10 protein-coding genes are annotated in these 12,120 nt (G+C 52.6%); all 10 read right to left on the minus strand.

Translation table 11 applies throughout. From position 1 onward, the window contains the following. Positions 1-43: 43 nt before the first annotated feature. The 10 genes from KKH3_RS02820 to KKH3_RS02865 all read right to left on the minus strand — a co-directional run bounded on the left by KKH3_RS02820 (position 44) and on the right by KKH3_RS02865 (position 12,096). Positions 44-988 (minus strand): amino acid ABC transporter permease, encoded by a 945-nt coding sequence (locus KKH3_RS02820; RefSeq protein ID WP_039355575.1) that lies wholly within the window; start codon positions 986-988, stop codon positions 44-46. Then, the gene (locus tag KKH3_RS02825; RefSeq protein WP_039355577.1) at positions 985-1,881 is read right to left on the minus strand and encodes an ABC transporter substrate-binding protein; all 897 of its coding nucleotides are present in this window, start codon (positions 1,879-1,881) and stop codon (positions 985-987) included. The genes KKH3_RS02820 and KKH3_RS02825 overlap by 4 nt, the downstream gene beginning before the upstream one ends. Positions 1,882-2,293: 412 nt before the next feature. Continuing rightward, complete coding sequence (licT, locus tag KKH3_RS02830; protein ID WP_080756552.1) at positions 2,294-3,142, minus strand: BglG family transcription antiterminator LicT; 849 nt, start codon at positions 3,140-3,142, stop codon at positions 2,294-2,296. 149 nt (positions 3,143-3,291) lie between these two features. Further along, positions 3,292-4,719, minus strand: coding sequence for a glycoside hydrolase family 1 protein (locus tag KKH3_RS02835; RefSeq protein ID WP_039355579.1), 1,428 nt, complete (start codon positions 4,717-4,719; stop codon positions 3,292-3,294). Between the two features lie 64 nt (positions 4,720-4,783). Continuing rightward, positions 4,784-6,700, minus strand: a complete 1,917-nt coding sequence (locus tag KKH3_RS02840) for a beta-glucoside-specific PTS transporter subunit IIABC (RefSeq protein ID WP_039355581.1) — start codon at positions 6,698-6,700, stop codon at positions 4,784-4,786. A 314-nt stretch (positions 6,701-7,014) separates the two neighbouring features. Then, a complete protein-coding gene (gene tkt, locus KKH3_RS02845) occupies positions 7,015-9,009 on the minus strand; it encodes a transketolase (RefSeq protein ID WP_039355582.1) in 1,995 nt (664 codons plus the stop codon). A 15-nt stretch (positions 9,010-9,024) separates the two neighbouring features. After that, positions 9,025-9,975, minus strand: a complete 951-nt coding sequence (gene tal / locus KKH3_RS02850) for a transaldolase (protein WP_039355583.1) — start codon at positions 9,973-9,975, stop codon at positions 9,025-9,027. Between the two features lie 170 nt (positions 9,976-10,145). Then, the gene (locus tag KKH3_RS02855; RefSeq protein ID WP_039355584.1) at positions 10,146-10,604 is read right to left on the minus strand and encodes an RpiB/LacA/LacB family sugar-phosphate isomerase; all 459 of its coding nucleotides are present in this window, start codon (positions 10,602-10,604) and stop codon (positions 10,146-10,148) included. A gap of 86 nt (positions 10,605-10,690) precedes the next feature. Further along, positions 10,691-11,059 (minus strand): PTS glucitol/sorbitol transporter subunit IIA, encoded by a 369-nt coding sequence (locus KKH3_RS02860; protein ID WP_039355585.1) that lies wholly within the window; start codon positions 11,057-11,059, stop codon positions 10,691-10,693. Positions 11,060-11,070: 11 nt separating this feature from the next. Further along, positions 11,071-12,096, minus strand: coding sequence for a 2-keto-3-deoxygluconate permease (locus KKH3_RS02865; RefSeq protein WP_039355586.1), 1,026 nt, complete (start codon positions 12,094-12,096; stop codon positions 11,071-11,073). Positions 12,097-12,120 lie beyond the last annotated feature (24 nt).

The following is a 12,120-nucleotide window of genomic DNA, read 5'->3' on the forward strand; positions in this document are numbered from 1 at the left end:
CCTTCATCATTGATTGAGATCACGACTTTGGTCGCCCGCCGATTCAGGTGCCAGGGGACTCGCTGGGCTGTTGCCGGTTTGCTGGCTGGGTGAGTTGGGTAAGCCTTGCAGCGCGTGGTTTACGGCTTCTGCCTGGCTTGCTGCGTTTGAGCGTGGAACGGCCGAAATAGCGTTCAACATAGTATTGGCCGACAGACAGCACAGAGGTCAGCAGCAGATACCAGATAGTGGCAACCAGCAGTAGCGGGATGACTTCATAGGTCCGCTGATAAATGATCTGTGCCGAATACAGCACATCCTGAAGCGAAATCACGGAAACTACCGCCGTGGTTTTCAGTTGGCCGATGACCTCGTTGCCCGCAGGAGGCAGGATGGCGCGCATCGCCTGCGGCAGAACGGTGTAGAAGAATATTTGCGGTTTACGGTATCCCAGCGCGCGGGCTGCTTCTAACTGACCGGGGTTGACGCTTTGAATGCCCGCGCGAACGATTTCTGCCGCATAGGCAGACTGGTGCATGACCAGCGCCAGCACGGCGGCATTAAACGGGCTGATGAGTGTATTGCCGGGAACGCTGAAAAGTTCGCCAACAAACGGCAGCGAGAGCGAAATCGTTGGGTAGAGTGCCGCGATGTTATACCAGAGAAACAGTTGCACCAGCGTCGGGACGCCACGGAAGAACCAGGTGTAGCCCCAACTGACCGCCACCAATACGGGGTTGCTGGATAGTCGCATCAGCGCCAGTATCGTGCCACCGCCAAAGCCCAACACCACCGAAATGGCGGTCAGTTTCAGCGTCATGATGACGCCCTGAAGAATGGAGTCCTCTGTAAAACTGTCCACAACGACCCGCCATTCGAAACGGGGATTGTTCAGCACGGAATGGGCGATAGCGCCTAACAGCAGCAGAACCAGCAGGGCGCTGATCCAGCGCCCGTAGTGTCGGTTGGCAACGATGTGCAGTTCCTGCTGCGGCGAGGAAGTACTCATCCGAAGATCTCTGCGTTACGTTTCGCTTCGGGGACTGCGCCGTAGCCGATGTCCCATTTATCCAAAATCTTCTGGTAGGTGCCATCTTTAATCAGCGAATTCAGCGCCGCCTGAACCGCGTCTTCCAGAGCCGAGTCTTTAGGGAACGCAATGGAAACTGGCGCATCGTTAACGGCGATATCACCGCTGATGGTCAGCCGTTTTACCTGACTCACCTGGTAGCGTAGTCCTTCATAAGGGCCGAAGAACAACGGTACGCGCCCGCTGATCACCGCCTGTACGCCAGACGGACGATCTGGGAAGATCGCGATTTTGATCGCGTCTTTCTGCTCTGCGACACACTGCTTGTCGGCTTCCTGTAAACGCAATAGCTGAGTGGTACCGGCTCCCGCCCCAACTTCTTTCCCGCACAGCACGCTGAGGGAGGTAAAAGGCGCGACGTTAGCGTCTTTCAGGGAAATGATGGCCAGTTTTGACGCGTTGAAATAGCCGATGAAATCGATTTGCTCAAGGCGCTTTGGCGTCGCATTGATATTCGACAGCGCCACATCGTAACGGCCTGATTTCAGACCGGGGATTATGTTGTCGAACCCGCCGGTATCGTTCCAGTTCACCGACACGCCCAACCGGTCGCCAATCGCATTCATGATATCGATCTCGCGGCCTGCCAGCGTTTTATTATCTTCCTGATAAAAGGTGGTTGGTGGCGTATTGGGGTTGGTGCCCGCAACGATAAAGCCTTTTTGCAGGACGGCCTCTGGCACTTTGGCTTTTAAGGCCGCATCGGACTGAACCTGAAAGGTGCGAGTGGTGGGGACATTTTGATCGGCAGAAAAGGCCGGCGGCAATACGCCAAGCATAAGTAACGGAAAGGCAAGCAGAGTTTTTTTCATTGTTTTTACCTGGGTTAACTAACATGCCTTTCTTCATAAGACATGAAAAAATAAATGGGTTTTTCTTATCAAAAGAAAAGGGCTTATGCGGTATGTGATTTGCCAAACGGCATTTTTTGACACCTTTTCTCTTTTAATCGTCAGGGTAAAACAGGACAAATAAAAAAAGGTTATAAGTTATAAGCGAGCGATTTTGTTACTTTTGTTATTGGATTACGGGAGTGTGAAATGGGTTTTTTACTATGATAAACATAACGATAGCGTTTATTTCGTTATTAGCTTGACTGGGTTGAATGCTAAAGAATAAATATCGAAAAGCAAAGGCAATCAGAACATATACCCGAAAAGGGACCGGTGATAATGGCAGAAATCTTGCCCAATAGCGGCGTTTCGCCTGGCTATTGGGAAGGGGTTATTTTTCCGGTGTGATGCGGACGATATGAATAATCAGGTACAGCATTTCATCGTTAGAAATGTCGATGTTGAGCAGGTTGTGAATATAGTCTTTGATCAGTCGACTGCATTTATAGGCATCAGGGTATTCTTTGGTGACCTGCTCAAAAATAAAGTCATCATTTGAATGGATCAGGCTATTTTCCAACAGACGTTGAATAAAGAATTGCATATGCGTCAGGAAGCGGGAGTAGTTAATCGACTCTTTATCAATCACGATATGGAAGTTGTACTGGATGATATTAAAGATATCTTTCAGCATCTTGACCGACTGGAGCGTGTTTTCCATATTCTGGACGTCGGTTTGGGCATTGACTAAATGAAACGCGATATTGCCTGCTTCCTCTTCGGGTAATTCCAGCTTCATCTGTTGGTTAATGTCGTTGAGCGCCCGCGAGGCAATCGCGAATTCCTGCGGATAAAACCGCTTTACCTCATAAAGCAGACGATTTTGTATGCTGATGCCTTTGCGATAGCGCGCAATCGCAAAGCTGATATGGTCGATCAGCGTAAAAAAGACCTGTTCGCTCAAGCGACCATGAAGCTGCCGGTTCGCATCATCAATAATCTTATTCACGATGTGAACATATTCTTCCCCAACGTGCTCAATCAGACGAGCAAATTCGCGTGGCGATGTACCATCCTTGAGAATAAAGGTCTTCTCAATTTTGGCCGGATCGAGAATATCCCCGGTCTTGCTGTTAAAGCCGATTCCTTTCCCCATAACAATGATTTCGTTGTTATCTGCATCGGAAGATAACACCAGGCTATTGTTCAGTATTTTTATTGCTTTTATCGGTTCAGCCATCATGCGTTTCTTGAGTGATTCAGTGGGAAAGCCAGTGAGATAAGCCTGCTTCATGATGTGTCACGTTGCGGGAAAATAGGCTTCCTGCAACGTGACACATCCGGCGTCGTACTTATCCCCGTTTTAACAACGTGTACTGGATATCTGTATCACGGGACGCTGGGAAATAAGCGCGCTCCATTTGATTCTATGACACCTTGATACCAGTAAAAACTTTTCTTTTTGATGCGGCGCAGATCTTTCAGATCGAATTCGTCACGGTTCACGTAAATAAACCCGTAGCGTTTACCGTAGCCCTGATGGGTGCTGACCACATCGATCGCCGACCACGGACAATAGCCAATAAGATCAACGCCATCGCTGATGGCGAGCTGCATCTGTTCAATATGGCGAGCAATAAAATCGATGCGATATTGATCGTCGATTGTACCGTCGGCCTCAAGCTTATCCGGCGCGCCCATGCCGTTTTCCGTAATCAGGAGCGGCAGATGATAGCGCTCGTAGGTTTTCCGCAGTGTTAAGCGTAAGCCAATAGGATCGATCACCCAGCCATAAGGCGTTTTATCAACGTGCGGGTTTTCCGCTGCGCGATAGACGCCGGGTTCGCCCAGCATGATTTGCTGATCGCCCGCGCGGGCGCTGACATCCGACGCATCGCCTTTGCTGGCGGCAATGGTGGCGGTGGAGTAGTAGTTGATCGCCACGTAGTCGGGCTTTCCTGACTGTAGGATATCGTCATCGCCGGGTAATTTTTCCGGTGCCAGACCGCGATCTTCCAGATAACGCCAGGCCAGCGCGTTGTAGCGGCCATGCACGGCAACATCCAGAAAACTCCAACAGCGCAGCGTTTCCCAGTTGTGTGCGGCGATAGCATCTTCCGGTTTGCTGGTGGCCTGATACATAGACGTGGTGTTGATCGCCGGACCAATCAGGCCATTGGGCGCGAGTTCGTGACACAAGGCCATGACCTGAGCCTGCGCCAACATCATGTGGTGGTTTTGCTGATATAGCACTTTTTTAGACGGTAAAACTCCACCTTCCGGCAGGCCAATCGCGCCGGGATGCAGAATCATGGTGTTCTGCTCATTGATTGTCAGCCAATATTTTACCTTATCGCCGAAATGCGTAAACAGCGTGCGGGCGTAGTGAACAAAGGCATCAATCGTGGCGCGATTCTGCCAGCCGCCTTGTTCTTCAAGGCAATAAGGCAAGTCGAAATGGTAGAGCGTGACGACTGGTTCGATATTGTGCGCGTTCAACTCATCAATCAGATTGTTGTAAAACGCGATACCCAGCGGATTGATGGCACCAGTGCCATCGGGAAGAATACGTGTCCAGGCGATAGAGAAGCGATAGGCCTTTAAGCCCAGCTCCGCGAAAAGCTGCACATCTTCTTTAAACCGATGGTAGTGATCGCTGGCGACGGTGAAGTCGGCAGTGTTTTCCGGGTGCTGGCATTGATCAATGATCGACGGGCTTTTCCCATCGGCCTGCCAGCCACCTTCTACCTGATAAGCCGACGTCGACGCTCCCCACAGAAAACCTGCCGGGAAGTGTTTTTGCTGTTGATAGTGCATATTTTTCTCACATACAGGGAGACTGAAAAGCATTGGGCAGGGTGCCCAATGCTTTTATGGATCGTCAGGCATTCACTTTAATGATGGTATCCATCGGGGCGATCGGCTGTGGTGCGGTGCAGACGACGCTGGCGTACTCATCGCTATTGATAATCACGACTGGCGTAACCGGGTCATAACCCAGACGCGTGATTTCATGCAGATCGAAGCTAATTAGCCTGTCGCCAGCGATGACACGGTCGCCCGGTTTGATATAGCCGGTAAAGTGCTTGCCGTTGAGGTTCACCGTGTCCAGACCGACGTGAATCAGCAATTCCAAACCGTTGTCAGCCCGGATGCCGATGGCGTGTTTAGACTCAAGGAACGTGATGATTTCGCCACTGACTGGCGCGACCACTTCACCGTTGTCAGGAATAATCGCCACGCCTTGCCCCAGTAATCCCTGTGAGAATACGTCATCGTTGATGTCGCTCAGCGCGACCAATTTGCCGGACAGGGGACTCATAATCGCTTGCTGTTCCGCGTGGCCTTCTGCGGCCTGCGTTTTTTGCGCGGTATCGGCTACCGGTGCGGCTTGACGTTGGTTTGCCTGAGCCGAGTCGGTTTGGGCACTGTCCGTTTCATCCACTGGATCGTCGAATCCCATGATCCAGGTGAGAGCAAACGTGACGACAATCGCAATGGCGCAGGTGATCAGCGCATGGACGATGTTCATCGGGTTTTCACCAATGAAAGCAGGCAGCGCTGCCAGCCCCGGCGAGACGAAGGCGTAGCGAACCAGCCCAGCCAGCCCGGCATAAATCCCCGCACAGCCCCCACCAATCATGGCGGCAATCAGCGGTTTCTTCAGTTTCAGCGTCACCCCGTACAGAGAAGGTTCGGTGATACCCAGCAGCGCGGTGAAGCCCGCCGAAGAAGCCAGCTGTTTCAGATTCTTGTTCTTGGTTTTAAACGCGACGCACAGTGTGGCGGCACCCTGAGCAATGTTGGAAGCCAGCATACCGGGCCCGTTGATCATTTCGAAGCCGTTATGGGTAAGCTGTGAGGTGGCAATCGGCGTCATCGCCCAGGCCGTACCGGTGATCACCAGGAACGGTTGCAGGCCACCCATCAGCATCGGGATTAACCAGCTTGCCTTGCCGTCAATGATGGCCGCGCCGCTGGCGACCAGATCGTTGAGGAAAATACCGAAAGGCCCAATCACCACTAACGCCAATGGCGCGGTAAACAGCAGTACGATCATCGGTTTGGTGAAGAAGGTGATCATCGATGGCGAGACTTTTTCAGCGAATCTCTCGATGTAAGACATGATCCACACGGTGAGAATGATCGGTAACACCGATCCGGCATAGTCCGCTAGCCGTACCGGAATACCGATAAAGCTGATTGGCCCGCCTGATGCTAACAGCTGAGCCAGATTCGGGTGCAGCAGTGCGCCAGCAATTGTCATCGCCAGAATCGGGTTACAGGCGAACTTGATGGAGGCACCGTAAGCCAGCAGCACGGGCAGGAAGAAAAAGGCCGCATCGGAGATGGTATCCAGCAAGCGATAGGTCGTGCTGTCGGCAGAAATTAAACCAGTCAGCTTGAGGATTGCCAGCAGTGCTTTGATCATCCCTGCGCCGGTAATTGCTGGAATGACGGGGGTAAAGGTGGTGGAAATCACGCTGATGATTTGCGTGAAAATGCCGCCTTTTTTCTGCTGCTTGTTGCCAGCATTGCGCTGGCTGTTCATCTCGCCAATCTCATTCAAAATCGCCCGGTAGGTGACTTGAACGTCGTTGCCGATCACCACCTGAAACTGGCCGCCGCGATCGACCACGCTGATGACGCCGGGAAGTTTAGCAATCGCCTCTACCTGTACGGCATGGCTGTCGTTGAACTCGAAACGTAAACGGGTGGCGCAGTGGGTCAGTTTGCTGATGTTCTGCTTGCCGCCGCTCAACGCGAGGATGTCGACTCCAAGTTTTTGATAATTCATAGTTTTACCCTGTGTTGACGCCAATTAGGCCAAAAAAAAAGACCAAAATAAAAATGCACCTCTTAAAAAGAGGAAATGCATTTTTACTTTGGTCTTGCCTGCCGAAGCAGTAGCACGCCGCGATAAAAATAGGCTGGTGCAACTTGTGGTGTTGCGCCGCAATATCAGCATGCGGCGCTGGAGTCATGCAATGTACTCAGGTGAATTAATTGATCTTGATCACAAACAATAGCGCGGTTTGCGATCCTTTTGCGCACGGTATCGCAGTCTGCTATCGGTGTTTTACTGCATCGTCAATTTACCGAACCGCCGCTTTACTTCAGCAGCGCCTGCGCTTTTTCGACCACATTATCGACGGTGAAGCCGAATTCTTCGAACAGCAGTTCAGCCGGAGCCGATTCGCCGAAGCTCGTCATGCCGACAATCGCACCGTTCAGGCCGACGTACTTGAACCAGTAGTCTGCAATACCCGCTTCAATCGCCACGCGTGCCGATACCGCTTTCGGCAGCACCGCTTCACGGTAGGCCGCATCCTGCTTGTCAAACGTATCCGTTGACGGCATGGATACCACGCGTACCTTGCGGCCTGCGGTAGTCAGCTTGTCATACGCACCGACAGCCAGCTCGACTTCAGAGCCGGTGGCGATCAGGATCAGCTCAGGCTGGCCGTCGCTGTCTTTCAGCACGTAACCGCCTTTCGCCACGTTCGCCAGCTGTTCAGCCGTACGTGACTGCTGTGCCAGATTCTGACGAGACAGGATCAGCGACGTAGGGCCGTCCTGACGCTCAATGGCGTATTTCCACGCCACCGCGGTTTCTACCTGATCCGCCGGACGCCAGTTGCTCATGTTCGGCGTCACGCGCAGGCTGGCCAGCTGTTCAACTGGCTGGTGTGTCGGGCCGTCTTCGCCCAGACCGATAGAGTCGTGGGTGTAAACGTAGATGCTGCGGATTTTCATCAGTGCAGCCATACGCACCGCATTACGCGCATATTCCACAAACATCAGGAAGGTCGCGGTGTACGGCACAAAACCACCGTGCAGCGCAATCCCGTTGGCAATCGCCGTCATGCCGAATTCGCGCACGCCGTAGTGGATATAGTTGCCCGCGTGGTCTTTATCCAGCGAGACCGAGCCGGACCAGATGGTCAGGTTGCTCGGTGCCAGGTCGGCAGAGCCGCCCAGGAATTCCGGCAGCAGTTTGCCGTAGGCTTCCAGCGCGTTCTGTGAGGCTTTGCGGCTGGCGATTTTCGCCGGATTGGCCTGCAAATCGTCGATAAATTTCTGTGCGTCGGCCTGCCAGTTGGCTGGCAGTTCACCGCTGGTGCGGCGAGTGAATTCGGCAGCCAGTTCAGGATACGCGCTGGCATAGGCGGCAAACGCCTCATCCCAGGCTGCTTCCTTACGCTGACCGGCCGGTTTCGCATCCCAGGCAGCATAAATGTCAGCCGGGATATCAAACGGCGCGTGCGTCCAGCCCAGCTGTTCGCGGGAAGCCGCGACTTCCGCCTCACCCAGCGGGGCACCGTGGGAGTCGTGCGTACCGGCCTTGTTCGGTGAACCGAAGCCAATCACGGTTTTGCACATCAGCAGCGACGGCTTGTCAGTGACAAGCTGAGCTTCGCCGATGGCGCGTTTGATGGCGTCCGCATCGTGACCGTCCACGCCGCGCACCACGTGCCAGCCGTAGGCTTCAAAGCGGGCCGCAGTATCATCGGTAAACCAGCCTTCAACGTGACCGTCGATGGAGATGCCGTTGTCATCATAAAACGCGGTCAGTTTGCCGAGCTTCATGGTGCCGGCCAGCGAACAGACTTCGTGGGAAATCCCTTCCATCATGCAGCCGTCACCGAGGAAGGTGTAGGTGTGATGATTAACAATCTCGTGGCCCGGACGGTTGAACTGCGCGGCCAGCGTGCGCTCGGCAATCGCCATGCCGACCGCGTTGGCAATCCCCTGACCCAGCGGGCCGGTGGTGGTTTCGACGCCGGCGGTGTAGCCGTATTCAGGGTGACCCGGAGTTTTGGAGTGCAACTGACGGAAATTTTTCAGTTCTTCAATCGGCAGGTCGTAGCCGGAGAGATGCAGCAGGCTGTAAATCAGCATGGACGCGTGGCCGTTGGACAGCACAAAGCGGTCGCGGTTGGCCCAGTTAGGGTTGGCCGGATTATGGTTGAGATAATCGCGCCACAGCACTTCGGCGATATCGGCCATGCCCATCGGTGCGCCCGGGTGACCGGATTTGGCTTTCTGCACCCCATCCATGCTCAGCGCGCGGATAGCATTGGCAAGTTCTTTACGAGAGGACATGCTTGACTCCAGACGTTACAGCTTGGCCGCCAACAGCGCTTCCAGCTTTTGTTGATCGGCAGCGAACAGGCGAATGCCTTCCGCCAGTTTATCGACGGCCATCGGATCCTGATGGTGCTCCCAGCGGAATTCGGCTTCAGACAGCGGCGAAGGATGATGGAACGCTTCGGTTGACGGCGTCAGTTGACGTTCGACCGGAGCATTACTGTTTTTCAACTGTTCCAGCAGCGCGGGGGAAATCGTCAGGCGATCGCATCCCGCCAGCGCCAGAATCTGTTCCACTTTGCGGAAGCTGGCGCCCATGATGACGGTTTGGTAGCGGTGGCGTTTGTAGTAGTCGTAAATATTACGTACAGAAATGACGCCGGGATCGTTTTCTGCCTGATAGTCGCGGGTGGGCTGTTTTTCCTGATACCAGTCATAAATCCGGCCGACAAACGGGGAGATCAGAAAGACGCCCGCTTCAGCGCAGGCGCGCGCCTGTGCAAACGAGAACAGCAGCGTCAGGTTACAGTTGATCCCTTCTTTTTCCAGCTCTTCAGCCGCGCGAATGCCTTCCCAGGTGGCGGCGAGTTTGATCAGAATGCGCGAGCGCGGAATGTCTTTTTCCTGATACATCCCAATGAGTTTGCGCGCTTTCGCTACGCACATACCGCGATCGAACGAGAGGCGGGCATCCACTTCAGTGGAGATGCGCCCCGGAATACTTTTCAGCACTTCTGCACCGATATTCACGGCCAGTCGGTCACTGGCGTTGATGAGCCGCGTTTCCGGGCTACCACCTTGCTGGTTTGCATAGGCAATCGCGTCATCAAACAGCGGTTGATACTGGGGCAGGGTGGCGGCTTTCAGAATCAGAGACGGATTTGTGGTGGCATCTTGCGGTGAAAATTGACGAATAGAGTCGATATCGCCGCTGTCGGCGACCACCACGGTAAACTGCTTAAGGGCTTCTAATTGATTCATGCTTGAGCTCCTTGGCATAGCAAAGAAAGTAATCAGCGGAATCGTATCCGCCGCGGCATGCCACACTGCCCCATTGCTGGGTAGAATGACATGCGCTTTTTCTGATTACTGCGATTGGAAAAGAATCTGAAGAGAGGGATTCGCCACTGGAGAATCCCTGAGCGTTATAATTAACGAGCGTTTTCCTGATGCTCGTAATAGCCGATCTTTTCGACTTTTGATGCGGAGCCACCGCCTTCAAATTCAGACTCCAGCCAGGCGCTTATAATCTCTTTTGCCAGCTCTGGACCAATGACCCGCGCACCCAGCGCGATAATCTGCGCGTTGTTACTTTTTCTGGCTCGCTGAGCGGAATAAGTGTCATGGCACTGAGCGGCACGAATGCCATTGACCTTGTTAGCCACGATACTCATGCCAATCCCAGTGCCACATAGCAGAATCCCGCGTTCGTACGTTCCCGCCTTAATCGACACCGCTACCGTATGGGCAACGTCGGGATAGATGGCGTTATCCTGATTTTTGTCGCTGCTAAAATCGACCCAGGGAATAGCGATCGAGTCCAGATGGCGGGTGATAATATCGCGTAAACTCCAGGCTGCATCGTCTGCGCCAATAGCGATTGGTTTCATGGTGATTGTCCTTACATTTTATTAAAACAGTGATATTTAAAAGTTTGTTATTAAAAAGCGTGTGATATTAATAACCGAATTATTTATTACTCTTCGAAGAACGTAATCTTTCCTTGCGCTGATAGGGCCTTGGGTATCTGTCCTGTCAGATGAAGGGTGCCGGGGAGTTCTGCCTTTTCTGCTCCATCAAATAACAGCGTAATGTGTCCCAGTTCTTTCAGGTTTTTGTTTGCAACATCACCAATTGCGCTAATCGAATACGTGATGCCAAATAATTCCATTTTATGATGAACAGAAAGCGGTTTAATTAACTCGCCATCATGGTGGGTAATGCAATAATCTCTGATGTCTTTAGGCGCATTATCACTGAAAAGAATGAGGCGTTTCTCAGCCAGAAATAATGCAGCATTTTCACCCACCGAGCTTATGACCGCCTGCCAGATAATATGCCTCATGTTTCTTTCCCTTATTTTTGCTTATCTGTTTGTGTATTGAGCGCATGGGAAGTGGCGGTTGGTAACGTGTTCTTTTCTTCCCCTGATGGAATAATGCCTTTTTTCTTCAGTCGATTATCAAACCAGGCAACGAGCACGGGCGCGGTAAGCATGGTAATAATGCTGGCCGTTGCCAGCTGTGCGGTGGCGGAATCAACAAAAACCTGAAGGCTGGGGTCAGCTTGTGCCACCATGGCAGGCGTGAGGGCTGAGCTAGCAGCGGTGGTACCCAACGCGGCACCCAGCGCCGTTTTTCGTTTCAGGAATAGGTTGTACAGGAAGTAGAAAACCAGCCCGGTTATGGCGGAAATGATACCCAGAACAATGCCGGATAAGCCCGCAGTAAAAACGGTGTGCATACTGGAATTGGCACCGATGGCGAAGGACATGATAATAATCACCAGCGGTTGAGCCGCAGCACAGAGCTGCTTGAACTTCTCATCAAGGTTACCCCACATCATGCCGATGAGTAGTGGGATGAGCATAGAGAGCAGGGCTGCGAACGGGATATTGGCTAAACCGCTGACGCCGAGAACCACCATCGTGACGAAGGGGCCATCCTTAATACAGAAAACGGAGATGGCGCCGGCATCGCTGGCATCACCGTAGTTACTGCACAGGGCGATATATAATGAGCTGTTTGAGCTGGTGATACAGGCAATAAATGCCAACGTTGAAATCCCAAAAAAGCCAGCGGGGCCAAAAAAGGTACCCATTCCCCATACGGCCAGTGCACCCGCACTGAATTTCAGCATCAGTAGAATAGTGCCTTTATAGAGCGGAAGCCCTGCCTGGCGAATATTAATTGACGAACCACAGATGAGAAGAAATATCCCCATCATCGCGCTAGAACCCGCCTTAAATAATGCCGTTGTAGGGCCGCCTATTTGTAATAATGATGGTGCGAAGGTATTCATCATTATCGCCGCCAGCAGGGGGATAATGATCAGTCCGCCAGGGACTTTATTCATTTTCTCAAGAATGTTTATATTTTTCATGGTGTTTCTCTCGTGTAGGGTAGA

The organism is Pectobacterium actinidiae, from assembly GCF_000803315.1.
Lineage (GTDB): Bacteria > Pseudomonadota > Gammaproteobacteria > Enterobacterales > Enterobacteriaceae > Pectobacterium > Pectobacterium actinidiae.

Coding starts and splice junctions, on each gene's coding strand:
- KKH3_RS02820 (WP_039355575.1), bottom strand. CDS start 988: ATGAGTACTTCCTCGCCGCAGCAGGAACTGCACATCGTTGCCAACCGA.
- KKH3_RS02825 (WP_039355577.1), bottom strand. CDS start 1,881: ATGAAAAAAACTCTGCTTGCCTTTCCGTTACTTATGCTTGGCGTATTG.
- licT (WP_080756552.1), bottom strand. CDS start 3,142: ATGGCTGAACCGATAAAAGCAATAAAAATACTGAACAATAGCCTGGTG.
- KKH3_RS02835 (WP_039355579.1), bottom strand. CDS start 4,719: ATGCACTATCAACAGCAAAAACACTTCCCGGCAGGTTTTCTGTGGGGA.
- KKH3_RS02840 (WP_039355581.1), bottom strand. CDS start 6,700: ATGAATTATCAAAAACTTGGAGTCGACATCCTCGCGTTGAGCGGCGGC.
- tkt (WP_039355582.1), bottom strand. CDS start 9,009: ATGTCCTCTCGTAAAGAACTTGCCAATGCTATCCGCGCGCTGAGCATG.
- tal (WP_039355583.1), bottom strand. CDS start 9,975: ATGAATCAATTAGAAGCCCTTAAGCAGTTTACCGTGGTGGTCGCCGAC.
- KKH3_RS02855 (WP_039355584.1), bottom strand. CDS start 10,604: ATGAAACCAATCGCTATTGGCGCAGACGATGCAGCCTGGAGTTTACGC.
- KKH3_RS02860 (WP_039355585.1), bottom strand. CDS start 11,059: ATGAGGCATATTATCTGGCAGGCGGTCATAAGCTCGGTGGGTGAAAAT.
- KKH3_RS02865 (WP_039355586.1), bottom strand. CDS start 12,096: ATGAAAAATATAAACATTCTTGAGAAAATGAATAAAGTCCCTGGCGGA.